This is a genomic window from Vibrio sp. LB10LO1 (assembly GCF_010092875.1).
Classification (GTDB): Bacteria; Pseudomonadota; Gammaproteobacteria; order Enterobacterales; family Vibrionaceae; genus Vibrio; species Vibrio campbellii.
The window spans coordinates 127,526-152,869 of sequence record NZ_JAADJW010000011.1 but is presented as its reverse complement, the minus strand read 5'-3'; the positions used below and the strand labels follow the sequence as shown (position 1 = coordinate 152,869).

Here is a 25,344-nt window from a genome sequence, read left to right as displayed (position 1 = left end):
CACTCTTAAACAGTTTGTTATGTGAATTCTCGATTGAAACGCCGAACTTTTGTACGCATATTTTTCATAGGCGATGATGTATTAAACTGAATCATGCGCCCCAAAGTCCATTGTTCATACCACGTAACACCATACAAATCATGGTCACTTAAGCTTGAAATGAGTAAAAGTATCTCGTTAACTGTAGACTCAAGCTCAATGAGTAAATCATCATATTTCCACTCACAGTACTCTTCGTGGAAGCTTTCAGCGAGTGATCCTAATTGGTTCCATTTATAACCAGTTTCCGGGAAATCAACATGTTGGTTTTGAGATCTTAAGTGATGCCATTTAAGAACGAGTTTTCCCCAACCAATCAAGTAAGCCACTGTATCACTAACGCTAATGACTGTACCTTTGACGTTTCCCTCTACTCCAGGTTTGCGAACTTTGCTTTCCGGAATTGAACGATAGTCAGCCATGAGTTTCGGAAATATTGAGTTTATAGCCAACTCCAATTCATCCTTATTTCTTGGCACAGAAGACATTTTGACCTCCATTCACATAACGCCCTGTTAAGGTGTGAGCAACGCAATACCGATGCTTCCGCATACCACCTTAAACACAAAACGCAACGCATAGCAAAAATGCCAAGCGTTGCGAATCACTCTTAAACAGATTGTTATGCTCGTACTCAAAGGAATTGAAGAACTAAACAAGCAATAAACGCGGGTAGACCGGCAATGAAGAAAACCAAACCAGTCTGGTAGTTCATTCGGTAGTGCTCATGTTGTTCTTTTTCGAAATCATGTCCTTCTACCATTTTGTAGACTTTATCTGTTCTAGGGTCATCTAACCGAGTGGTCTTACTATGGATACCACCTTCCCACATTAGCTTCGCCAAAATCCATATAATGATGACTACAAAGAACAGGAAGTCGACCAATTGCGTAGTAGCGAAGAAAGGAACAAACTGGGCTAGAGCTATGACAACAAGTGCCGCTGAGAGGTTAATCAGAACCACTTTTTTAAACAAATCGAGCAAAATTACCTCCTAGAGCATAACGCCCAATTAAGGGGTGAACAACGCTGCCACCCACACCTAAAGCATTGTGCCATAAACACTAAAATTGAAGTAGAAGCGAAAGTGCCAAGCGTTGAGAATCCCTCTTAAATTGCTTGTTAGTTGCGTTTCAAATGAGGTCGAAGATAGTTTTCTAACTTTTCAACCGACAACTTAACCGCATCAGTAATTTCATCCTGTTCATCCCTAATTGGTTTAAAAACGCGACTTCTCATTTGCTTACCTAACTCAGGATCACTGGAAAAGTTTTCGTTATCTTCCATCTCGTTGTCTACAACCGCCTGCATTCCAACACGTAGTAAACGAGCATTTTTTCTAAGTTCTTGTACCAACCCTTTGACTTCATTTCCCCAAAGAGCTTCAGCTTCCAAACCTTGTGCCTCTAATTCTTGTACAGCTTCAACAACAGGTTTCCATCTATTTGAGAACACATATGACCAGGATTCAGCTTTGTATTCAGAAGACCTATTCATAGGATCGTAGTTCTCTGGGAATTCATTAGGCAACGTCATTGGGGAGCGGGAGTATTCCATTTCATCACGAAATTTATACACGGCCCTGATTAGCTGTCGAGAAACCTCAAAGTCTGCTTTGCCTTTCAATTCACGAGCCCAGCTTTTTACGCCATACATAGCCACGAAAAACGTTCCTAAAGCACTTAAACCAAGTACGACATCTTTCACTAACGTAACAATTTCATTAACTGTCAATTTTCCTCCAAAGCAACTAACGCTTTCTATACGGCCTTTTGCCACCTTTCAGGCAGGCTACCGCCTTCTTTCATTCCAAAAGAAAGTATGCATGCTAGCACTTATCTTTATGAAACAAATAGAAAATCAGTATTAATCTGTGTGCTCACACACGCAATTAGACGGCGAAGTGACGCCTAGTTCTTAATGAGAGGCTAAGTTTATAAAACTGTATAAACAACCAGTCAAATTAGAAAATGAAAAGTCAGTTTTTACTTAGCGTCAAAGAGCATATGATCTCGCGTCACTATGCGAAGAAAACCATTGAAACCTACCTGTTTTGGATAAAGCGTTACATTGTCTTCCATCAACTAGCTCACCCCTCCAAACTTTGTGAAGACGATGTTGAACGCTTTCTGAGTCATCTTGCCATTGATGAAAAGGTAGCAGTGAAAACGCAGGCACTTGCATTAAACGCCATCTCATTTTTATATCGAGAGTACTTCCAGATGCCACTTTCATTGAATATGAGATTTCAAAAATCACTCACTGAGAAAAAACTGCCCGTTGTGTTAACAAGAGACGAAGTGAGACGCTTTGTTCAGCATATTGACCCCAAATACAAACTCCATATCCAACTATTGTACGGTTCTGGTCTGCGAATTATGGAATGCTTACGACTAAGAATTCAAGATATTGATTACGACTACGGTGCGCTTAGAGTGTGGCAAGGAAAAGGTGGTAAGAATAGAACGGTCACATTAGCGAAAGAGCTACATGAACCACTAAAAGCACAGGTCAACCTAACGAGAGATTATTACCAGAAGGACCGTCATATGGGCGGTTATGCTGGTGTTTATATCTCTGATGGACTTCGAAGGAAGTACCCTGGCGCAGAATTGGATTTCAACTGGCACTTTCTCTTCCCATCAACCAAATTAAGTATAGATGCAGATACTGGTGAGTTTAGGCGGCATCATGTCAATGAGAGTGCGATACAAAGGGCAGTCAAACGAGCGGCAAAAGACGCGGGAATTGAAAAGTCTGTCACTTGCCATACGCTTAGGCACAGCTTTGCTACCCACCTTCTTGAGTCAGGAGCCGACATAAGAACCGTCCAGGAGCAACTTGGGCATACCGATGTGAAAACGACTCAGATCTACACCCACGTGATCGAACGCGGCGCAGGAGGTGTATTAAGTCCCTTATCAAACCTATAGAAATACAAAAGCCACGGAGTTATTAGACGTAACTCCGTGACCTTAACAATATAACGTCTTAGTGACGCTCGCCCAGTTTGACGTTACCTTTAGAATCAAACCAAAGTGCTTGAGCGCGACGTCGACCGATTAGAATTGGCCCATCGTCATAGAACAGAAAGTTCTTCCAGTGTTTCTTGAAGGTAGACCACTTTGTCTCGATCACGTTGTACTTCTCATAACAAAAGTACACCGTCACATCATCTTGCCAATCAATAAACGCTGCGACCTCTTCCGGTAACTCAGGTTCATCGGCTTCCCAAGCCGCCATCCAATCGACTTCTTCGGACCAGTTCGACTCTTTCATCGGCCAGTCTGACGAACTCAAACGGTCCATATCCGGACTTTGGGCACTAATATTCTCTTTCCAGAACTGCGCAGCGCGGGCTTGGCTCATCGGCTTGATAAACTCGAGCTCTTCCTCTGGCATTGGCATTGACTGGTGAGTAAAAATCCATTTTCTTTGGTATTCGTCCAAAGGCAAATAAGACATTCAGTCTCCTTTCTTACGACTTCAGCCAACCTTTCTCGGTGGCTTCTTCAATCAGTTCTTTGGCTTTGTCCCATAGCGTGACAGAACCAAATTCAATTCTTTTATTGATGGTTAACGCTTGCTCTCGCGTGACACCATGTTCTTTCCAACTTTGACCATCGTTATGGTAGTTGAGTAGCATCGGGATAAGGCGATCTAACGCTTTAGCGTACCTCGCATCATCACTTTGTGCCGCCTCAAACTCTTTCCACAGAGCAAGCAGTTCATCACCTTGATCGCTCGGCAACATACCAAACAAACGCTCTGCGGCTTTTAATTCTTTTTCTTCTTGCTCTTTTGAAGCTGCGACATCATAAACAAAGGTATCGCCTGCGTCGATCTCTACGACATCATGGATAAGCAGCATTTTCATAACTCGAGCAATATCGATGGGTGCATTTGCGTGCTCTTGCATTAATACCGCCATCAATGCAACGTGCCAACTGTGCTCGCCACTATTTTCTAAGCGTCGGTCTGCACTCTTTACCCGAGTACGACGAAGTACGCTTTTCAGTTGGTCCAGTTCAATAAGAAGTGCTAACTGCTTTTCCAATCTTTCCATTTATCGAGCCCCTGCTATCCAGTTTGGGTTGGTCAACGATGTCAGCACGTGGTCTCGCCATTCACCGTCGATCAACAAATAGTCCTTTGCGTACCCTTCTCTTTCAAACCCGGCATATTGTAGCACCGCCTCACTGCGCTTGTTATGTGGCATATAGCCCGCCTGAATTCGGTGTATCTTTTGCACATCAAACATGTAATCACAGGCCATTTTTAACGCGCGGCGCATATAGCCATTGCCCTGCGCGTCTTCTGCAAGGGAGTAACCCACGTTGCAGGCATAGAACGGAAAACGACTCAGATTACTGAAAGAGAGCGTGCCAAGCATTTTACCAGATTCGGCATGAACAAGTAGGCAATAGTAACCAAGCCCTAGGCGGTGAAGCTCATTTAACTTAATCAGTTTTTGCAACCAACCATTGACGGTGTAGAACGCCTCTTCTCGTTTTGGCTCGAATGGTGCCAAGTACGCTCGATTCGTCTGAAAATACTCTGCGATCATATCGGCATCGCCAATTTCCGCAGTACGTAGAAGCAAGTCGCCGTCCAACTTGTGAACGGCGATTGAGGAACTCTTATCTTCCATTATAAATAACAACGTCCATTTAATTTCGGATTCATTTACGGATAGTCCGTTTGTGCGGATACCTTAACTTTACGACGAATGTCCTAACTTTTACGAATACCATAATCGCGCAATTTGTTTGCAATAGACGTATGAGACACATTTAAACGCTTAGCGAGCTTACGGCTAGATGGGAATGATTGATACAAACGCTCTAAAATCTGCGATTCGTAATCACGCATGATCTCATCAAGCGAGCCATCAAGGTTCAATGTCGCGCTACCACCGCCCATAGCTTGTGGCTGAGGTAAGTTGAAGTTATCCGCCTTGAGGACATGTCCATCCATCTCGGTCAACGCACGCAGAACCATGTTGTCTAACTGACGCATGTTGCCCGGCCATTGGTAGTTCGCTAACGCATCCACCAGCTCTTCATCTAACTCTGGCTTATCGATACCAAGCTGCTGTGCGTGCTTCATGACAAATAAGTCTAGTAGCGGTGCGACATCGTTCGAACGCTTGCGTAAAGGTGGAATGTTCAAAGTGAGGACATTTAGACGATAATATAAGTCTTCACGGAACTTGCCGGCTTCAGCAAGTTCTGCCAAGTTATGTTTAGTCGAAGCGATAATACGAACATCAACGTGCATTTCATCTTCCGCGCCCACGCGACGGAAATTACCGTCCTGTAAGAAGCGCAGCAGTTTGATTTGCAGGTGCGAACTCATCTCACCGATTTCATCGAGAAAAACCGTACCACCGTTGGCTTGTTCAAAAATGCCTTTGTGACCTTGTTCATGATTAAATGAACCCGGCGCATGACCAAACAATTCAGTTTCAGCCACATCATCCGGCATGGAAGCACAGCTCAACACAAGGAACGGCTTGCTCGCACGGCCAGAACGACTATGACAAGCTTTGGCTAGCATCTCTTTACCAGTGCCCGTTTCACCTTCAATCAATAATGGTTGATCGAGAACGGACAATTTCTTCGCTTGATTCATTAACGCTTTGTGGCGGTTGGATAATCCAACAAAGTGCTCAAAGCCTAACTGGTTGTTGAGCGGCAAGATCTCTTCGATTTGCGCACCATGTTGGCTAGAACGAATCGTCATCAGCGTGCTGGCTAAAGTGGAGTTTTGTGCTTCGTCTTTGATGTATACCGGCATCAACTCTAGGATGTAGTCCAAGCCATCAATCACTAGGCTTTCGCGAGTGCGTGCATTAACGCCTTCAGACCAACGAGAAAAGCGCACGCTCGGCAACAACATACCAATTTGCGTACCGATCACATCTTGTTTGTGCTGACCAAGCAGAGACAGTGCCGCCATGTTCGCCATATCGACCGCACCTTTGAGGTCGATAGCAAACACAGGATCAGGAAGATTATCCACCAAAGAAAGCAGCTCTGTATTATGGCGCTCCATTGGCATAAATTGGATTTTACGTACGTCTTTGACCCCCGGAATACGGCGGATCTCAGCCATCAACTCACTGAAGGTATCAAAGTCGATATCTGGGCAGTTTAGGTAAATGATGCCACTGATATCAATTTCGATACCACGTAAGTCGATGCTTTTAGACGCTAAAATATCGAGCAGTTCTCGGGTAAGACCGAGTCTATCTTCACAAAAGACTTCAAGACGCACTGAAAATATCCCAATTCACAACTGTCAGGAAAAGTTGACAGTAGTTTCTCCCATGCTTGGAATGGCGTCAAGCAATCCTCACCGTCAAAGGTGATATTGGTTACGGTTTCATCGTGATTGATGCAACTTTCGCCACAACCTCTTTGCGAATCGCACCGAGTTTCACTTGGCGCTCTGGATACCAAGGTAAAGGACGAAGCAACGCCATGGATTTTAGACCAAGACGAGCGGTTAAGATCCCTACACCGAGTCCCTGCCCTGCTCGTGCGGAGATTTTTCCGGCGAGATCCATCGACATCAAATCCATGCTGGCATCAATAGCGAGCTCACTCGCACCCGCTGCCGCCATATTCACGAACACAGAGCGGAGCAGTTTGATTCGAGAAGCGTAGCCAAGCTCCACGCCATACACTTTAGAAAGATTGTCGATCATTTTGAAGTTACGCCATGCCACCAGCAACATGTCAGCAGCTGCCAACGGGCTAACGGCCACCAAAGCTGCGGATTCGGTTGCGTGCTGCGAAACAATTTTAGTTGCGAGCTTATCTTGCTGGCTAACGACCATGGCATCGTACATCTCTAGAATTTCAGCGTCACTGTGAGCTGGGTTTACGCTGTTTTTCCAACGGTCAAAACCTGGGTTTTCTGCCAGTACACCACTTTGCTCCGCGACTTTTTCGCAAAATGCTTTGCCCTTGCCAACGCTTTGGCTATCGATAAGTGCTTCACTCTCTTCTTGCACGCTAAAGTGATTACGCAGTTTGCGCAGCTTCCATAACTCTTTGCCTAACGCGCCTAAACCAAAAGACGCGATGGTAGTGATAAAGCCAGCCCAACCAAGCGCTAGCCAATCAGCAGTTTGTATAGCGGTAATCACAGAATCAACCGCTTGCCAACCAACTAGACCGGCAAAGGTGGCAAAGAGACCCGTTGTCAGCCATTTGCGACCAGATTTAGGGCGAATGACTTGTTCGAGCTGCAACTCTTGTTCTGTCTCTTCCTGTTGCTCTTCAATCTCAACGGGTATGAAAGTCTCTTTTTCAGAGAACGTCTTCTGCGCATTCAACTCTGGGGATACGTCCTCTTCCTCACTGTGCATCACTTTTTCTTTGAAGACTTGTTTTTGTTTTAGTTCGCTCATTTCAATTTGTCTCCCAATAGGTATTCCAATACTTTGTCGAGGCGAATGTGTTTCATCGGCTCATCCGTTTCTGAAGGCATCGGACGGAAAGAAGTAAAATCAAAGCCACTATTTTGCCAATAAGCCGCATTAGGTAACTTCTTCGGCACTTCACCGGGGAACATTGTCATCGACTCGCCATCAAGCGTCGTCCCTTTAAGGGCAGGCACGGTTTTATCTCCCGATGCAATAAAACCCGAGGTCGTCGCTTGAATAGAAGCAATGCTCATGCAGCTCATTTCAATATTCTCATACGCTGCGGTCTGCCATGCTGGATGCACCATTTGTTGAAGTAAGGAGACCAAATGCGGATGTTGATCCGGTGTCACGTGGTCGGCTTTTGTCGCAGCGAACAATACTCTGTCGATTTTTGGTGAGAACAAGCGACGCAAAAAGCTGCTTCTACCATATCGGAAGCTGTGCATGATTTGTTCAAGCGCTTGGCGCATATCGTAAAACGCTTCATCCCCCGCATTCAGGGGCTGTAAGCAATCCACCAGCACAATCTGGCGATCAAAGGTCGCAAAGTGATGCTTATAGAACGCCTTAACCACCTTTTGCTGATACTCGTGATAACGTGCTTCTAACATCGCCAAATTGCTACCCTTAACAGGTTTAACATCGGCATCAAATCGACATGGGAAGAACTGCAATACTGGCGCCCCTTCAAGCTCACCCGGCAAGACGAATCGACCTGGCTGAACCCAATGTAAGCCACTGTCTTTACATGCATGCAAATAGTCAGTGTAAGTTTTAGCGACTCTCTCTAGCTGCTTTTCATTCAGTTCCGCAGTTAAATCCAATGCTTCTAGCTCTGCCAGCCAATCGGCAGCAAGCTCACTACGTTGCCCTTTTAGCGCCTCAAATTGCGTCTGTGACCACGTCGCGAAATCCATATCGAGCAAAGGCAGATCCAATAGCCACTCACCCGGATAGTCGATGATGTCGACATTCAGTACCGCGGTTTTGCTCAATAGCTTTTTGGTGGTTTTGTTCGGCTTGTATTTCAGCGCAAGTCGAATTTCACTTACGTCGCGCGTCGGCACTGGCCATTGTGGTGGCATAGCATGAATTTGGCTCATCGCATCATCATAGGCAAAACGCGGTACCATCATGTTGGTTTGCGGCTCACGTTTGGCGCCAATTAAGCGTTTGTCACGAGCAGCATTGAGTAGCGGCAAGTTGTCATGAGTGGCGGTATGCAGTAATTGATTAACCAGAGAAGTAATGAAAGCAGTTTTACCTGCACGCGATAACCCCGTAACGGCAATACGAACGTTGGAGTCCATGCCACGGCTGATAAAGTCATTCACTTCTTGCGTTATTCTTTTCATACTTTTTATTTATCTCATCAATTCTTGCTACGCAGTGTAATTTTACCAACCTTAATCAAAGATGAGCAAAGTATTCACTGCAAAACCTTTTTCCAAAAACGAAAAAGCCCCTGGGAGTTTCAGAGGCTTAGAGATCTTAACGACTTTCTGTCCAGTCTAATCGTCTTCAATCAACTTGTAGATCACGAACAAGGCGATTTCTAGGATCAGCCATAATACACAAGTGATAGTGACGTATTTTTCATCGAAGATACTGATGCCGTGAAGAATCAAGTCGTAGCCAACAAAGCTACCAATCACAACAGCAAGAACTATTTGTAGAATTTGAATAAAACGAGGCATGCCGTCTCCTAATTATGGTCAGCATAACAACAAGATTTGCTATGCCTATTAGTTTATATCTGAGTATATAGACAAAAAGTGCAGCTTTCGCTGCACTTTTGTCAAATGTTTGCTAGGTAAATCAGCACTTTGTCACATTCTCTCAATTGAGACGTTCGCCTTATGTTCAATAATGCAAAGCTCATAGTAAGCCTAGTAACAAAACACTGTAACCTGACAGGGCAGCAGCTTACGCTTCCATTTCTTGGATTTTTACTTTCCAAGTATCTGGACCAATTTGGTGAGCGTTCGCGCCATTTGAATCCACAGCCACCGTTACTGGCATATCTTCAACTTCAAACTCGTAGATTGCTTCCATGCCTAGGTCTTCGAATGCCACCACGCGAGCTTTCTTAATCGCTTTTGCAACGAGGTACGCCGCACCGCCAACTGCCATTAAGTAAACCGCTTTGTGGTTCTTGATAGATTCAACTGTTGCAGGACCGCGCTCTGCTTTACCGATCATGCCCATAATGCCTGTTTCTTCTAACATCATGTCTGTGAACTTATCCATACGTGTTGAGGTTGTTGGACCTGCAGGACCTACGGCCTCATCACCGACGGCATCAACCGGGCCAACGTAATAAATGAACTTACCCTTGAAATCAACGCCAGCAGGTAAACCTTCCCCCGCTTCTAGCATACCTTGGATGCGTTTATGCGCAGCATCACGACCAGTTAGAATTTTGCCCGACAGCAGAACCGTTTCGCCGGTTTTCCACTCTTGAACTTCTTCTTTGGTCACGGTATCTAAGTTCACGCGACGTGTGTTCTCGCCCGCTTCCCAAGTAATATCTGGCCAATCTTCTAGCTTCGGTGGCGTTAGCTCAGCAGGACCGTTGCCATCTAGTGTGAAATGCACGTGACGAGTCGCTGCACAGTTCGGAATCAAGCACACAGGCTTAGACGCGGCATGGGTTGGCGCGGTTTTGATTTTTACGTCAACAACCGTTGTTAAACCACCTAGGCCTTGCGCACCAATACCCAGCTTGTTTACGCGGTTGAAGATATCAAGACGAAGCTCTTCTTCCGCATTTTGAGGACCACGATCGATCAGTTCTTGAATATCGACGTGCCCCATCAGAGATTCTTTTGCTAATACGGCTGCTTTTTCAGCGGTACCGCCGATACCAATACCAAGCATGCCCGGTGGACACCAACCTGCACCCATTGCTGGTAGTGTTTTCTCTACCCATTCTGCAATGTCGTCAGATGGGTTTAGCATCACCATCTTGGTTTTGTTTTCAGAGCCACCGCCTTTGGCTGCGATTTGAATTTCAACTTTATCGCCTGGCACCATATTGATATGTACAACCGCTGGCGTGTTGTCTTTGGTATTGATTCGCTTGCCCGCAGGGTCCATCAGAACCGAGGCACGCAATGGGTTGTCCGGATTCGTGTAAGCTTGTCGAACGCCTTCATCCACCATCTGTTGAACCGTCATGTCGGTTGAGTCCCATTGAACGCCCATACCGATATTGACGAAACAAGTCACGATACCTGTGTCCTGACAAATCGGTCGATGGCCTTCTGCCGACATACGGGAGTTAATTAGGATCTGAGCGATAGCGTCTTTCGCAGCTTGGCTCTCTTCACGATGGTAGGCTTTTTCAAGGGCTTGAACAAAGTCTAGCGGGTGGTAGTAAGAAATATACTGTAGCGCATCAGCAACGCTGCTGATGACATCCTGCGTGCGTATTACCGTCATTGCATGCCTCATTATTGTTATGCTTTGCTTCCATTATCGGCTTGGCTTCTATCGTGTTTGTTGAGCTTATTGCTCATAAATGAGCTTCGTTTTATGTGAACAAATTGTCGAACGGCTGATATCGACACACGAGTAACTGAAGTCGCCTTCTTTATAGTAAAACCACCTCCAAGCCTTTGTATAGAGGTAGTTTGGCTATACAGGCGAATATGATACTCTTGCTGCCCATGACATGCCATGCAGTGAACGAACTCTTTGTCACAATTTAAACAAATGAACAACATGGATACGCAATTGCTTGATTTTAAGGCATTGGAATACGCCAACGACCTCGCTATTACTCTATTTTCTCGTATCGAAAGCCAACCTTGGGCAATGCTTTTGCGTTCGGCTTCTGAGACGCACATCGACAGCCGATTTGATGTATTGGTTGCCAATCCAATCGCAACGCTGGAGACCGTCGCTGGCGATACGCGCATTAAAACAGAATCGCAACAATACCTTTCCCAACAAGATCCGTTCTTATTATTAGACGAGCTCCAACAACAGCTTTTGCCCAACCTTGAGTTAGGCACAGAGTGGGATCTGCCGTTTGTCGGCGGCGCGCTGGGCTATTTTAGTTACGATTTAGGGCGCCGCGTCGAGTCTATGCCAGAACTGGCGACCAAAGACCTTCAAACGCCCGACATGGCTGTTGGGTTGTATGAATGGGCATTAGTGATCGATCACAAGCTGAAGAAAGCGTGTATGGTAGGCCAAAACATTGAGCAAGCTTGGCAATGGCTTAATTCACAATCTCCAGCAGATGGTGAAGACTTCAAGCTGATTGGCTATTGGCGATCGAATATGACGCAAGACTCTTACGCTTCGCGTTTTGATCGCGTTCAAGAATATTTGTTGAGTGGTGACTGTTACCAAATCAACTTAGCCCAACGCTTTAACGCCTCTTATCAAGGAAGCGAGTGGCAAGCTTACACTAAACTAGAAACGGCTAACCAAGCCCCTTTCTCTGCGTTTATTCGCATGCCTAATTCAGCAATCATAAGCGTGTCACCAGAGCGTTTTTTGGAGCTGAAAGATAACGTCATTGAAACCAAGCCAATCAAAGGCACACGTCCACGAAGTCAAAATGCCGAGCTTGACCAAGCCAATGCGCATGACTTGCAGACGGCAGAAAAAGATCAGGCCGAAAATCTGATGATCGTCGACTTGCTGCGTAATGACATTGGCCGTGTCGCATCACCGGGCAGCGTTCATGTGCCAAAGCTATTTGATATTGAAAGCTTCCCTGCAGTACATCACTTAGTCAGCACAATCCGCGCGGATTTAGATACACAATACAGCGCAGCCGATCTGCTTCGAGCTTGCTTCCCCGGCGGTTCAATTACTGGCGCGCCAAAGGTACGTGCAATGCAAATCATCGAAGAATTAGAACCACATCGTCGTAGCGCTTATTGTGGCAGTATTGGATATATCTCACGCCATGGTCGCATGGATACCAGCATCACGATTCGTACGTTGGTTGCGGAAGATAACAAGCTCTACGCTTGGGCTGGCGGCGGCGTTGTAGCAGACAGTGATTGTGCAGCAGAGTATCAAGAGACGCTAGATAAGCTATCTAAGATCTTACCTGCGCTGAAGTAACTTACAGCGCTTTTAAGTATATAGAGAAACGGCTCTGAGTAATGACAGAGCCGTTTTTGTTTATCGTTAGTTTTTGTTAATCATTGTTTTTTAATGATCATTGCTTTTTGCTGATCATTGTTTGTTGCTGATCAAGGGGACTTGCGCCTCATTCGTCGAGCCATTTACACATGATCTGTTCAATATCCGCAGCGGTGTAAGGCTTGGTGAGTATGTCATTCATTCCAGATTCAATGCACTTTTGTCTCTCTTCCAAAGTTGTCCCAGCGGTTAGCGCAATGATCGGCTTCGTAAACCCAATTTCTCGCAAATGCACCGTCGCTTCATAGCCGTCCATCTCTGGCATCCGGCAGTCCATAAATATCAGTTCGTACTCATTTGCTTTAACTGCGTCGACCGCTTCTAGGCCGTTGTTTTTCAGATCTGGCTTGATATCGAGCTTCTTGAGCATTTGGGTGACAATCACTTGGTTCATACGAATATCATCCACCACCAGCACAGAACGTCCTGCAAGCTCAATATGCTTGCCGTCAGACACATAACCAGAACCCCTCCCCTGAGCCTCCCCTTGTTTGAGAGGAATCTTAAGCTTAAAAATGGTGCCTTGACGGGGCACACTGGCGAAACTGATGTCACCGCCCATCAAATCCACCAAGTTCTTACAGATAGCCAAGCCCAAACCAGAACCTTCAAAGCTGCGTTTGGTCGATCGGTCGGCTTGAACAAAAGGGTCAAACAAGGCTTTTTGTGCCTCCAGTGGGATACCGATACCCGTATCCTCTACTTCAAAGTTTGCATAGCCATTTTGCCATTCCACACGCAGTACAACCCCACCCAAGTTGGTAAACTTAATCGCATTACCAATCAAATTCACCAATATCTGCGTGATCCGTTCAAAGTCGCCGATGAGAAACTCTGGTATGCCGAGCTTCTTGTCGATGGAAAAATGTATCCGCTTTTCCGCGGCTTTAGCTGCAAACACACCGGTCAATGCATTTTCTAAATCTTTCCAAGCAAAAGCTTTATCGATGATCTCCATCATGCCTGCATTCATCTTACTGAAATCAAGTAAGTCATTGATGATGACGCGTAGTAAATCGCCTGAATGAATTAAATTAGACAAATATTGTTGTTGTTCATCATCGAGCACGGTTTTATCAAGTAAGTCGGCGCTTCCGAGTACGCCGTTTAACGGAGTGCGTAATTCATGGTTAATCATGGCGACAAATTCTTTCGTCGCTTTCTCCGATGCTTCCGCTCGTTTACGCAATTCCACTTCGCGCTGCAAGCTCAAGTGTCGACTAATAACACCGTGCACTAGGTCAGAAACCAACACCATTTGCTTGGAAATAAACTCTTGATCGACTTGATCAAACGCGAGCGAAAAGATCAACTCACCGAGTGTCGTCGATTCTATGATGATGGGTAGATAGAGTCGGTTTTTGCGCCAATATGGCTTTGCTTGTATGGGGCGATCGTGAGCGAGGTTAAGATGGCCAAATTGATGACGTCGTAGTGACGACACATTCTCTGGGTTGAGGTAGAGATAAGCACCGGAAACAACAGAGTTTGATGTCAGCTGCTCTAAAAAGCTGGCAATCATGGTTTCGTCGAAGGTGCTAGAAAGAAACGTACGCCCAAACTTGATCAAGGTGGCATCAATTTGTTCTTCAAACTCAAGCTTACGCAAGTCGTTCTCTGACTTCATCTCAAGCTTCTTTAATGCCAGACTCAGTTGTTGATGGGACTCATACAACTCTAAGCTTTTCTGCTCTAGTAACATCTCTGCCGCTTTTCTTGATGCGACTTCTCGTTTGAGTTTCCTTTCTAGAGAGGAACTACCCGTCATATAACTTTATTGCGCCTCCAACCAAAAGCGCACTTGGCTACCATCTTCAGATTGGTTTTGGTGCTTTACTTCAATCGTTTCGCCAAAGTGACTCGCACAACCGTGGATCAGTCCTAAACACACATGAGCCATACAGCGTGCACTGCGGTAGTCGAAAACCATTTCCGATTGCGTCTCGCTGATAAAATCAAATTGAGGAGGATTAGCGTCGGGATAGAGCTTCTTGACCTCGACATGGATAAAGTCTTCTACATGGCGAACAAACTGAAACGTGTTCGTGCATTGTTGTAAGCTGGCATGATTGGGGATGGACTTAAGTAGGTTTTGGAACACACATTCACCAAATACCTCTTGGAGCTTCTCTACTGGTATGTCAGAGACTTTACTGAGGTTAACGATCAACTTGACGAGGTCTCGGTGATCATAACTGCCAACAGAAGTGTAGATGCCTTCATCGTTAGAAAGGTCCAATACTTGGTCTAGAACTTCCAAGCCAAACTTGTCCTCGACTAACTCCATGAACTCAGTGAATATTATCCCTTTCATCGTCTTCAGCTAACCTTATAGTGACGTCTTAAAATAAAGAATGGTGTATAACGCTATAAGTTTCAAATTAATATGTTCTTCGCATCATACGAAACGCCTGCGTCATTAAAGAGAGGGAGCAACTTTGGTTATTGATAAATCTACCCTGCTACAAAACTTTCAGCTGCAGCTTCCAACCGGATACCATAAAGAATCTCTGGGGCGCCTCGCACACTTGAAAGAAGAGACTTTGCGAGACGCCGCCGTGTTGATCGGTTTTGTCGAACGCAAAGAAGGCCTCAGCGTCATTTTGACTAAACGAGCAGCGCATTTAAAACACCATCCGGGGCAAATCAGCTTTCCTGGTGGCAAGTATGAGCCTCAAGATACCCATCTAGTGAACACTGCGATTCGAGAAACAGAAGAAGAGATCGGTATCCCCACATCACACATTAGCGTGTTCGGACAGCTACCCAAGCTACCAACCATTAGCCAATTTAATGTCACGCCGTTTTTGGCTTTTGTTTCACCAGACTACATGACTCGTATCGACCCAAACGAAGTCGCAGAAGTTTTTGAAGTACCCGCCAGCCACATTTTGAATCCAGATAAACTCTTTAGTGAAAAATTTAAGCTAAGAAAAGCCAGCCATCGTGTGTTTGCTATTCCATATCAGCAACATTTCATCTGGGGAATGACCGCACAAATCATCGAATCGATGCAAAAACACATCACTTTAAAATGATGACTTTATTAATTAGTTTTGATGCCACAAACCAATCATCATGTGCATCAATATTAATAAAAGGTTATTTTTCAAACATTCATTCACATTAGTTTAATTTGATTTTCATAAGGCAAACGCTTGCGGAGAGATAAATTCATACAACTAATGCATCGGATAACTTTTTCTAATCTCAAGCATTAACAATAATCACGTGTAGCACGCCATTTTCGTGATAAAAAGCAGGTTTTTGACATATCATTCGATAAGCTCGAGCAATACATGATTTAGATCTAATTTCGAGAATGCAAAATCCTGCAAAATTGCTCCCGACTTATTTCCTGTTCCCAAAATGAGTAACTCAAAAATGAATACAACTACTTCTGCGGCTTCAACCGCACAATCGTCTAGTAAGTTTTCTTACAAAGACTTCACCTGGTGTTTGTCCCTATTTGGTACAGCAGTAGGTGCAGGTGTACTTTTCCTTCCAATTAAAGCAGGTGCTGGCGGTTTCTGGCCATTAGTTATCTTAGCTCTAATCGCGGCACCAATGACTTGGTTCGCACACAAATCTCTAGCTCGTTTCGTACTTTCTGCGAAAAACCCTGAAGCGGATATCACTGACACAGTAGAAGAGCACTTCGGTAAAACTGGCGCAAACCTTATTACTTTTGCCTACTTCTTCGCTATCTACCCAATCGTACTAATCTACGGTGTTGGTATCACAAACACGGTTGACTCTTTCCTAGTTAACCAAATGGGTATGGAATCTATCCCTCGCTGGCTACTTTCTGGCGCGTTAATCGCTGCTATGACTGCGGGTGTAGTATTCGGTAAAGAGCTAATGCTGAAAGCAACATCAGCAATGGTTTACCCTCTAGTATTCATCCTACTAGCGCTTTCTTTCTACCTAATTCCTGACTGGAATACATCAATGATGGAAGTCTCTCCAAACTGGGGCGAAATGCCTTCAATCGTTTGGCTAGCAATTCCAATCATCGTATTCTCATTCAACCACAGCCCAATCATCTCTCAGTTCTCTAAAGAACAACGTCGTGTATACGGTGATGACGCAGTTAAGAAAACTGACTCTATCACTGGCGGTGCAGCGATGATGCTAATGGGTTTTGTAATGTTCTTCGTATTCTCTGTAGTACTTTCTCTATCTCCAGAGCAACTAGCAACTGCGCAAGAACAAAACATCTCAGTACTGTCTTACCTAGCTAACGTTCACGAGTCTCCACTTATCTCTTACATGGGTCCTCTAGTGGCGTTCGCAGCAATCACTTCAAGCTACTTCGGTCACTTCCTAGGCGCACACGAAGGTCTAGTTGGTCTAATCAAATCTCGCTCTGCATCTCCTAAGAGCAAGATCGAGAAAGCATCACTAATCTTCATCGTTGTGACGACTTGGATCGTTGCTATCGTTAACCCAAGCATCCTAGGCATGATTGAAACAATGGGTGCACCGATGATCGCTGCAATCCTATTCTTGATGCCTGTATTCGCGATGAACAAAGTTCCTGCGATGGCGAAGTACAAAACTTCAGCACCTGTACAGATTTTCACAGCAATCTGTGGTCTTGCGGCAATTAGTTCTGTAATCTACGGCGCTCTTTAATCACCGCTCTCTATAAAGCGTGATTAATTCAAGAATATAACGATAATAAAAAGCCTCCCAACTCCCCTTGGGAGGCTTTGTTCTGAGGTAATCGATATGATTAGTGTTTTTGACATCTATAAGATCGGCGTTGGTCCTTCAAGCTCACACACTGTAGGTCCAATGAAAGCGGGTAAAGAATTTATTGATGATTTACGCTCAATGGGAAAATTGCGCGACATCACTAAGATCACCGTTGACGTTTATGGTTCACTATCACTGACAGGGAAAGGTCACCACACGGATATCGCCATCATCATGGGTCTTGCAGGCAACTCCCCTGAGAAAGTAGATATCGACTCTATTCCGGGCTTTATCGCTCGCGTAGAAGAAACTGAGCGCCTACCTGTTGGCATGCACTGTCACACAGTATCGTTCCCGAAAGATGGTGGTATGAACTTCCATACTACTAACCTTGAGCTTCACGAAAACGGCATGCAGATCCACGCGTGGATCGAAGACGAAAAAGTGTACTCAAAGACTTACTACTCTATCGGCGGCGGCTTCATCGTTGATGAAGAGAACTTCGGTAAAGAAGTAGAGAACCCAATCAAGGTTCCTTACGAATACACAACAGCAGAAGAGCTTGTTCACCAGTGTAAAGAAAGCGGTCTTTCTATTAGCGCACTAGTGATGAAAAACGAACACTCTCTGCACTCTGATGAAGAGACTCGTACATACTTCGCAAACATCTGGCGCACAATGCGTGAGTGTATGGATCGCGGTATGAACGAAGAAGGTATTCTGCCTGGTCCACTACGCGTGCCTCGTCGTGCAGCAGCACTTCGTCAGCAACTGCTTACTTCTGAAAAAACAACCAACGACCCTATGTCGGTTGTTGACTGGGTAAACATGTTTGCTTTCGCAGTAAACGAAGAGAACGCAGCAGGTGGTCGTGTTGTGACAGCACCTACTAACGGTGCGTGTGGCATCATCCCTGCGGTACTGGCTTACTACGATAAGTTCATCCAAACTGTGACTGAAAAAGATTACATCCGTTACTTCGCGGCTTCTGGCGCAATCGGTGGTCTTTACAAGCGCAACGCGTCTATCTCTGGTGCAGAGGTTGGCTGTCAGGGTGAAGTTGGCGTAGCGTGTTCTATGGCGGCAGCGGGCCTTGCTGAGCTGATGGGTGGTAGCCCAGAGCAAGTGTGTATGGCGGCTGAAATCGCAATGGAGCACAACCTAGGTCTAACGTGTGACCCTGTTGCAGGTCAGGTACAGGTTCCATGTATCGAGCGTAACGGTATCGCAGCAGTAAAAGCGATTAACTCGACTCGTATGGCACTACGTCGTTCTTCAGCTCCAACTGTTTCTCTAGATAAGGTTATCGAGACCATGCTAGAGACTGGTAAAGACATGAACGCAAAATACCGTGAGACATCTCAGGGCGGCCTAGCAGTTAAAGTTATCTGCTAATCCCCTCTCCTCTCTCTGATTCTAAAGCCCGAGCTGATGCTCGGGCTTTTTTTCATCTCTACATTGCTCTAGGAAATGTTCTAGGAAAATTTCCCTCTAGATTGAGCTTTATAAAAAAATCTAAAATAGTCACTATATCCAGAAGTTTAGGATATGCCCGTAGAAGGTCACATACCTGCCATCGCAATATTGATAACGTATTCAAAAATTAATTCTGGAGCGCTCTAACACATGATTAGGTTTGAACTTGGAAACCAAATCTGCGTTTGCCTAACCGAAAAAGAACTTTCACTACAGCTCAATAACTCCATTCACTCTTCTATTCCCGTCAACAGAATCGAATATTTAATCCTTAGTACCATTGCCGCTTTTGGAAGCTTAAATGCACCTATAAGCCAGAGGAAAATCGAAAAGAAGTTGTCAGCGCAACATCACCTGATGTTGCCGGAAAATGGGTTTAAAAATGCTGTTGCATCGATCAGAAAAAAGTTCAGGCAACTGACAAAGAACCATATCGAGACCCAAAAGTCTCTTATCGAAAACATACACCGAAAGGGATATTTTGTGCCTTACGATAGCCAACATGCCCAAAAAGACGGACTTCTTCAGCAAGCAAGAATTCACCAGCAAGCGATACATAGCCTAAGAATGGCGACAGGTATCTGTTTGCGAAGCCGAGCCTTATATCTCAATGTGTTGTTCTTTCTCCTGATTGCTATCGCGCTGTACATCGCAATTTGCTTTTACACGATAAGCACCATCGTAAGGCAGAATTATTTCGATGATGCGATGAACTTTGCGCAAGATTTAGCTCAACGCAGCTGTTTTCAGCACGAGGCACAATTGCGAGGCTTGTTCGACAATATACAGTTGGTTGAATCGGCGTTAATGACCGATAAGCACAATATCCGCTGCTTGGTCACCCCTGAGGCCGTGGTTCCGGTTAATCAGAAGGATAGTAAAAACTGGTTAAACAACGAGAGTTACACCACTCACTCATTTTCATTTAACGGTGCTGAGGTGTTGGTTCGTGTCAAAAACATCAACCTATCAAACAATATTGAAAGCCATATGTCGCAGATGTTTTTGTCTGGGATGAAAGTGTGTACTAACACTGGTACCGCGCTAGAGATAGGCGATACGAAAGGCGATTCGTTTCTCTACAACGTCAACGACAATGGTTACAAAGAGATCTATTATGTCTCTGGCCCCATTTCAAGTATCTTGATTTTGAGCTTTATATTAATGCTTATGGTGAGGCATAAAGAGCTGCGAGCCCTCATGGCTTATATGTGGGCCATCCGCCAGTTCAACCTCAAACTTGAACCGATTCACAATACTTCAAACCGACAAAACATCCACTACGAGGTACTGTCTCGCTTTAAGGTTAAAAATACCCAGCGCTTTATTGAGAGCCTGATAGCCAGTGGCTTATTGCTGAACCACACTCTACTGGTCATCAAAACCATCTACGCAGATTCAAAATCCTTACTTGCGCCATTGAGCATCAATGTCTGCCCTTCCCTACTTGAGGGCCGTAACTTCGCTCGTCTATATCGACAGCTTAGCCAACTCGACTGTTCGCTATTGACCATTGAGATCACCGAAAACGCCTCGATGTATTACACCCGAGAGATCTTTGACAACATCAATAAGCTCAAAGAGATTGGATGTAAGATCAGCATCGATGACTTTGGTACCGGCAATAACAACGTTGAGCTTATTAGCCATATCACACCCAACTACCTCAAGATTGACCGTTTGTTTGTGATGAACCTAAAGCAAGATGACAAAAAGGTTGAGACGCTGCGCCAACTTATCGCCATGGGGCATACTTATCATTGCACAGTGATTGTGGAAGGCGTTGAAACCGCAGAATGCGCACATTTATTGACGACATTGGGGGCACATATTCATCAGGGCTTCTATTACCCTCTCTGCCGCTAGCCTCCTCTATTTATTGACAATAATCTGTACATAACCAGATTGCGTACTCTTAATGCCCACAACTATAATGGCGGTATTGTTTTACCGCCCTGAATCGATTTAGGTCATGATCGCCATTAAACCTACCAAGTTGAAAGATTTTGCCAGCTTGATGCAACTGGACGTGCAAGAAGACCAAAAAGGATTTTTTAAACCATTTGAACAGGCTTACCAAAAACGCACCAAGTCGGAAGTGTTTTACACCATATTCCACGATTACTTAACGGTAGGCTACCTTGTTATTGATAAAGGTTTTTCTCAGCATGCGCCGTTCGCAAAACGGCATGAGCTTGGATTAAGCTACATCATGATCGACAAGCGTTTTCAGCAACAAGGCGTGGGTACTGCAACGCTGAAAAAGTTGATGATGTATGGCTATGCAATTGATGCAGAAAGCAGCTCGATTTGCGCGACTGTCGCAAGCCAAAATAGAGTCGGCATCAAGCTATTTGAATCGGCGGGCTTTGAGAACACCCTGAAAAGCATTTATGAAGAGAGTGGAAAAGCGCTGATCTTGCGCCATGCATTAGGCTGATTTACCCCTTAAACGAAAATAGGCAGGTTCTTTGTAAGCCTGCCTATTCACTAATTAACTCATTAACCCGGTCACACTGCCATCACTTCTGCTTGCCAACCGTAGCTTAAATACTCTTTCGCTAATTCGTTAGCCACAAAAGTCGAAACGACAACTTCAACCCACATACTGTATGAGCCTGCGCGGTAACGCAGCTTCATCATTTTCATTCAAACCTCTCCGAATAATGCCCAATAGACTGAGGCTTACTCACCATTCACCTAAACTATAATAAAAAAACTGATATCCACGCAGTGGAGCCCTTTGCGCATACGTGCTTGAACTCTCTCCTTGAGATAAAATGGATATAGTGTATGTTATTCCACAAACCTCGAAATAATGCAGGCGCCATTTTGCAGAATGATATGAACAGGATGTAGAGTAAAAATACTGCATTTATAAAAAATGATAAGATGAGCCAGATTTTATGGGCAGCGATATAGGTAAAACGACCGAAACCAGTTTTGAAGCACTCATGATTCGTCAAGCGAAGAGCCTGACATCCTCTCATGCAGATGAATGCCAAAACCAGCTTGAACAATTCATGCTTGAAGCCATGAATTGGTTTGAGATCGACCGCATGACAATGTTCCCAAACTCCATGCTTTTCTTCAATCAAGGTAAAACCCTTTCCGTTGCGCGAGCCCCGCACAAAGTACTGACCGCTGACCAAGTGGGTGTGGAAGACGGCGAGCGTTACCTACGCCTGATTGGTAATTCTGAAGAGATTCAAATCTTCGATAAAGACAAACTCGCCAGTAGTGACGTTGTCGTCTTACGCATGCTTTCCGCACAAGGGGCTTGCTGCCATTACACCATCCCACTGGTTCAGTTTGGACAACGCTGGGGAGGCCTATCCTTCACTTTATTCGGTAGTAAGGGATGCGGCTTAACACAAAACCAGATTGAACAGGTTACGTTCATCTCCCATATGTGGCTCTCCTTTTGGCAACACTCAAAGCTTCACCGCAGTTTGCATCGGCCAGATATGAAGACGGATAACGAAAACCATCGCATGCTGCGTTTAAGTCATCGTCAATGCGATGTGTTGGGGTTATTGGCAAAAGGCTTATCGGCAAAAGAGATTGCGACCGAGTTGAACCTCAGCCCCCGAACCATCGAGTCGCACAAATATCGACTGTTAGATATGTTAGAACTCGACAGCCATGCAGACTTAGTGCAGTTTGCGCTTCGTAATGGCATTGGTTACTAGCGCTCTTTATACTGTCGGCGTTTAGTCTCATTAAAACCATTTGGTCTGATTAAACTATTTACTTTTATTAAACCATTTGGCCTTACTAAACAGAGACTGGTTCAGGATAAACAGATAAAGAAAAGGCAAGCCGTCTGGCTTGCCTTTCTAATAGGAATGCTAAGGGAACTTACTCGCCCTTGTAGATACAACCCGCTGTACAAGTTTCTTTGATCTCTACTTTGCTCAGTAGAGGAAGACTTGGCTTAAGTTGTTGCCAAATCCATTTTGCTAATACTTCACTAGTCGGGTTTTCTAGACCTTCAATATCATTCAAGTAGTAGTGGTCTAAACGGTTGTAGATTGGTTTGAATGCTGCTTTGATCTCTGCGAAATCAACAACCCAACCCGTATGTGGGTCTACTTCACCTTCTACATAAAGACGAACAAGGAAAGAGTGCCCGTGTAAGCGTCCACACTTGTGACCTTCTGGTACGTGTGGCAAGTGGTGTGCCGCTTCGAACATAAACTCTTTGTACAATTCTGTTTTCATCTTGATTCTCAGGCTTTAAAAAGACACGCAATACTAAGGAATTCACCCTTTAATGACAACCTTTATCAATAGGGTAAAGAGAGGGAAAACGTTTAACCATAATGAGATTAAAAGTGAATGAAAAAAAGGGCAATCCTCGAGGGTAACGAAGATTGCCAAATCCGGAGGTTCCAGAAAATGGTTTAGGAAAATGAAACAGGGTGATTGGCTAGTAAAGCACTCTCCCTCACCCTGAGATGTAAGACTCGGAGAGTACGGCGCTAAGAATATCCAATGCATGGTTAACGGACGGTTAACGATAAAAACAAATGCGAACTCTCACTAAGTTTCTCTGATCGTCGCCTTTTTGGCACAACGCCAAACTATTGATTACACGCCACTTACATCACATTTACATAACCCCACTCTGTTTGGGGTCACATTCATTCAGGCAACTTATCGCTGATGCATCGCTAACCCCTTAATATTGTGGCGTTCGTTCCAATAACACTTATAAAAATATGCGCTCAACCATTACCTTCAAACTCCTACTTGCTCTTATCGCGGTGTTCACGTGCGTACTCGCGGTGTCGACGGGCTATCAGTACTATCAACAAAAAACGTTGATCAATAACGTACTGAGTGAACAACTGCATGATAAAGCCAGCAACTACTTCGACAGCCTCAACATGATGATGCTGACAGGCACCATGGCGCAGAAAGAAACATTGCGACAAAAAGCCTTAGCCCAAGAAGGTATTGAGCAAGTACGCGTCTTGCGCGCCGACGCGGTGTCCAAATTTTATGGGCCTGGCGATGCCAACCAAAAGCTAGTGGATGATATTGACCAACGTGCGCTCAATGGCGAGTTAGTGATTGAGCCTATCAGTGCTGACTGGGGTAAAGGTTTGGTCGTAGCACTACCAATGAAATCGAGTGAAAACTATCGCGGTACCAATTGCGTTGCCTGCCATATTGCTCCTGAAGGTGAAGTGCTAGGTGCGATTCGACTTGAGTACAACATGAACCATGTGAACTCCCTAATTAACAAGCAAGCGATGTTCGCTATGGGGATCATGTCCGTGATTGCGTTTGTTGGCTTCCTCATTACGATGGGGTTAATTCGCAAAATCATCGTTCGCCCGATTCAAAATACATCGCGTTTTATGTCTAACGTCAGTGCAAGTAAAGACTTATCCAAACGACTTGAATGCAAACAGCGTGATGAAGTGGGCCAACTTTCTGATTCCATTAATTCCTTTATGGATACCGTATCAGAGAGCTTAGAGCGCGTGCGAGATACCTCCCATTCTCTGGCTGGTTCTGCAGGGAGGCTCACTGATGTTGCCCAATCTACCGATGAAGCGGCAGACAATCAGCAGGTCGAAACCAATGAGGTGCAAACTAATATTAGCGGCATGCTGGAGCAACAAGATGTCGTAGAGCAAGCGACTATCGATGCCACTACCTTGGTTAATCATACCGTTGATGTCGCCACCACTAGTGCAGGCCAAGCGCATCATGTAAGCGAAGACATCAAGAGCTTAGTAACAGATATCGACAAGGTCCGTGAGAAGATAGCAACCTTGAATCAGCAAACGGAAGAAGTGTCCTCGATACTTGGCGTTATCAAAGGCATAGCCGAACAGACGAACCTACTTGCGCTAAACGCAGCAATAGAGGCAGCTCGCGCCGGTGATCAAGGTCGTGGTTTTGCTGTTGTTGCCGATGAAGTGCGAAATCTTGCCTCTCGCACAGCAGAAGCCACCAGCAATATTGAGAACATTATTTCTCAGTTCCAGCAAGGTAGTGAAGAGTCACTTACCTCCGTCGACAACGTGTGTCAGTTTGCTCACCAGCGCTCTGTCGATGTAGAAAACTTGTCAGAGACCATGCGCAATGTGGTGGATGAAATGCATCAGGTATTAAAACACGCCGAAAACATCCAACAACAAACTCAAACCACGTCAAATGTGAGCAAACATATCCAAAGCAAAGTCGATACGATTACCTTACACGCGGATGACACCTCGCAATCGGCGTCCCATACTCGCGAAATCAGTGTTGATTTAGAGCATCTTTCTGAGCGTTTGGAGTCATTACTTAACCAATTTACCCTGTCAGAGGAACAAAGGACTCGGAAATAAGAAAAATCTCTCCTTCAAAATGAATATAAAGGTTGAAGCTGACGATTTGACAGGTAATATGTTTCGTTGAATCTAAAAAATTCTATCCAGCTCAACACTTCGCTTGTTTTTTGCACAATTTTGTTTAGAGACAGGCACTTTTAAGTGTTGAGTTGAATTTTTACCTCAATG

General features: G+C 44.9%; 24 protein-coding genes. 9 read left to right on the top strand and 15 right to left on the bottom strand.

The features are described from left to right. Positions 1–17: 17 nt before the first annotated feature. From GXP65_RS10495 to GXP65_RS10480, 3 genes are all read right to left on the bottom strand, one after another. Positions 18–527: a ClbS/DfsB family four-helix bundle protein gene (locus GXP65_RS10495; RefSeq protein ID WP_162092742.1), complete on the bottom strand. Its 510-nt coding sequence runs from the start codon at positions 525–527 to the stop codon at positions 18–20. A gap of 146 nt (positions 528–673) precedes the next feature. Continuing rightward, entirely contained in the window at positions 674–1,024 is a 351-nt protein-coding gene (locus tag GXP65_RS10485) for a hypothetical protein (RefSeq protein ID WP_162092740.1), read from the bottom strand. A gap of 137 nt (positions 1,025–1,161) precedes the next feature. Beyond that, positions 1,162–1,773 carry a hypothetical protein gene (locus tag GXP65_RS10480; RefSeq protein WP_162092739.1) on the bottom strand — a complete coding sequence of 204 codons (612 nt, stop codon included), beginning with the start codon at positions 1,771–1,773 and terminating at the stop codon, positions 1,162–1,164. 236 nt (positions 1,774–2,009) lie between these two features. Between GXP65_RS10480 and GXP65_RS10475 the strand changes: the two genes are divergently transcribed. After that, the gene (locus GXP65_RS10475; protein WP_045458294.1) at positions 2,010–2,972 is read left to right on the top strand and encodes an integron integrase; all 963 of its coding nucleotides are present in this window, start codon (positions 2,010–2,012) and stop codon (positions 2,970–2,972) included. A 58-nt stretch (positions 2,973–3,030) separates the two neighbouring features. Here the strand turns inward: GXP65_RS10475 and GXP65_RS10470 are convergent, their stop codons facing one another. From GXP65_RS10470 to GXP65_RS10435, 8 genes are all read right to left on the bottom strand, one after another. Continuing rightward, positions 3,031–3,504, bottom strand: a complete 474-nt coding sequence (locus tag GXP65_RS10470) for a DUF2947 domain-containing protein (protein ID WP_005434054.1) — start codon at positions 3,502–3,504, stop codon at positions 3,031–3,033. 13 nt (positions 3,505–3,517) lie between these two features. Then, on the bottom strand, positions 3,518–4,105 hold the full coding sequence (locus GXP65_RS10465) for an HD domain-containing protein (protein ID WP_162092738.1): 588 nt from the start codon (positions 4,103–4,105) through the stop codon (positions 3,518–3,520). Then, positions 4,106–4,690 carry a ribosomal protein S5-alanine N-acetyltransferase gene (gene rimJ / locus GXP65_RS10460; protein WP_162092737.1) on the bottom strand — a complete coding sequence of 195 codons (585 nt, stop codon included), beginning with the start codon at positions 4,688–4,690 and terminating at the stop codon, positions 4,106–4,108. It abuts the gene before it with no gap. Between the two features lie 83 nt (positions 4,691–4,773). Next, positions 4,774–6,318, bottom strand: a complete 1,545-nt coding sequence (tyrR, locus tag GXP65_RS10455) for a transcriptional regulator TyrR (RefSeq protein WP_005433734.1) — start codon at positions 6,316–6,318, stop codon at positions 4,774–4,776. A gap of 100 nt (positions 6,319–6,418) precedes the next feature. Then, positions 6,419–7,459, bottom strand: coding sequence for a TIGR01620 family protein (locus tag GXP65_RS10450; protein WP_162092736.1), 1,041 nt, complete (start codon positions 7,457–7,459; stop codon positions 6,419–6,421). Next, complete coding sequence (locus GXP65_RS10445) at positions 7,456–8,832, bottom strand: YcjX family protein (protein WP_162092735.1); 1,377 nt, start codon at positions 8,830–8,832, stop codon at positions 7,456–7,458. The genes GXP65_RS10450 and GXP65_RS10445 overlap by 4 nt, the downstream gene beginning before the upstream one ends. A gap of 156 nt (positions 8,833–8,988) precedes the next feature. Next, on the bottom strand, positions 8,989–9,174 hold the full coding sequence (locus GXP65_RS10440; protein ID WP_005433708.1) for a hypothetical protein: 186 nt from the start codon (positions 9,172–9,174) through the stop codon (positions 8,989–8,991). Positions 9,175–9,403: 229 nt separating this feature from the next. Further along, positions 9,404–10,921: a fumarate hydratase gene (locus GXP65_RS10435; protein ID WP_041853198.1), complete on the bottom strand. Its 1,518-nt coding sequence runs from the start codon at positions 10,919–10,921 to the stop codon at positions 9,404–9,406. A gap of 273 nt (positions 10,922–11,194) precedes the next feature. Between GXP65_RS10435 and pabB the strand changes: the two genes are divergently transcribed. Further along, complete coding sequence (pabB, locus tag GXP65_RS10430; RefSeq protein WP_162092756.1) at positions 11,195–12,565, top strand: aminodeoxychorismate synthase component I; 1,371 nt, start codon at positions 11,195–11,197, stop codon at positions 12,563–12,565. Between the two features lie 148 nt (positions 12,566–12,713). On the opposite strand, the gene GXP65_RS10425 is transcribed toward pabB, so the two are convergent. Continuing rightward, complete coding sequence (locus tag GXP65_RS10425; RefSeq protein ID WP_162092734.1) at positions 12,714–14,414, bottom strand: ATP-binding protein; 1,701 nt, start codon at positions 14,412–14,414, stop codon at positions 12,714–12,716. A 6-nt stretch (positions 14,415–14,420) separates the two neighbouring features. Then, positions 14,421–14,960: a heme NO-binding domain-containing protein gene (locus GXP65_RS10420; RefSeq protein ID WP_045458267.1), complete on the bottom strand. Its 540-nt coding sequence runs from the start codon at positions 14,958–14,960 to the stop codon at positions 14,421–14,423. A gap of 124 nt (positions 14,961–15,084) precedes the next feature. Here GXP65_RS10420 and GXP65_RS10415 point away from each other — a divergent pair, with 124 nt between their 5' ends. The 5 genes from GXP65_RS10415 to GXP65_RS10395 all read left to right on the top strand — a co-directional run bounded on the left by GXP65_RS10415 (position 15,085) and on the right by GXP65_RS10395 (position 21,263). Then, positions 15,085–15,684, top strand: a complete 600-nt coding sequence (locus GXP65_RS10415; protein ID WP_005433891.1) for a CoA pyrophosphatase — start codon at positions 15,085–15,087, stop codon at positions 15,682–15,684. 346 nt (positions 15,685–16,030) lie between these two features. Beyond that, on the top strand, positions 16,031–17,284 hold the full coding sequence (locus GXP65_RS10410; protein WP_162092733.1) for an aromatic amino acid transport family protein: 1,254 nt from the start codon (positions 16,031–16,033) through the stop codon (positions 17,282–17,284). Positions 17,285–17,380: 96 nt separating this feature from the next. Then, positions 17,381–18,742, top strand: coding sequence for an L-serine ammonia-lyase (locus tag GXP65_RS10405; protein WP_038890015.1), 1,362 nt, complete (start codon positions 17,381–17,383; stop codon positions 18,740–18,742). 231 nt (positions 18,743–18,973) lie between these two features. Then, positions 18,974–20,689: an EAL domain-containing protein gene (locus tag GXP65_RS10400; protein ID WP_162092732.1), complete on the top strand. Its 1,716-nt coding sequence runs from the start codon at positions 18,974–18,976 to the stop codon at positions 20,687–20,689. A gap of 106 nt (positions 20,690–20,795) precedes the next feature. Next, a complete protein-coding gene (locus tag GXP65_RS10395; RefSeq protein ID WP_045369146.1) occupies positions 20,796–21,263 on the top strand; it encodes a GNAT family N-acetyltransferase in 468 nt (155 codons plus the stop codon). Between the two features lie 71 nt (positions 21,264–21,334). On the opposite strand, the gene GXP65_RS25045 is transcribed toward GXP65_RS10395, so the two are convergent. Further along, positions 21,335–21,472, bottom strand: a complete 138-nt coding sequence (locus GXP65_RS25045; protein WP_005534756.1) for a hypothetical protein — start codon at positions 21,470–21,472, stop codon at positions 21,335–21,337. A gap of 257 nt (positions 21,473–21,729) precedes the next feature. On the opposite strand from GXP65_RS25045, the gene GXP65_RS10390 reads away from it, so the two are divergent. Next, the gene (locus GXP65_RS10390) at positions 21,730–22,515 is read left to right on the top strand and encodes a LuxR C-terminal-related transcriptional regulator (RefSeq protein WP_045421428.1); all 786 of its coding nucleotides are present in this window, start codon (positions 21,730–21,732) and stop codon (positions 22,513–22,515) included. 169 nt (positions 22,516–22,684) lie between these two features. Here GXP65_RS10390 and queD read toward each other — a convergent pair whose 3' ends face one another. Beyond that, on the bottom strand, positions 22,685–23,047 hold the full coding sequence (gene queD, locus GXP65_RS10385; RefSeq protein ID WP_005376896.1) for a 6-carboxytetrahydropterin synthase QueD: 363 nt from the start codon (positions 23,045–23,047) through the stop codon (positions 22,685–22,687). A 500-nt stretch (positions 23,048–23,547) separates the two neighbouring features. On the opposite strand from queD, the gene GXP65_RS10380 reads away from it, so the two are divergent. Beyond that, a complete protein-coding gene (locus tag GXP65_RS10380; protein ID WP_162092731.1) occupies positions 23,548–25,173 on the top strand; it encodes a methyl-accepting chemotaxis protein in 1,626 nt (541 codons plus the stop codon). The last annotated feature ends 171 nt before the right edge of the window (positions 25,174–25,344 follow it).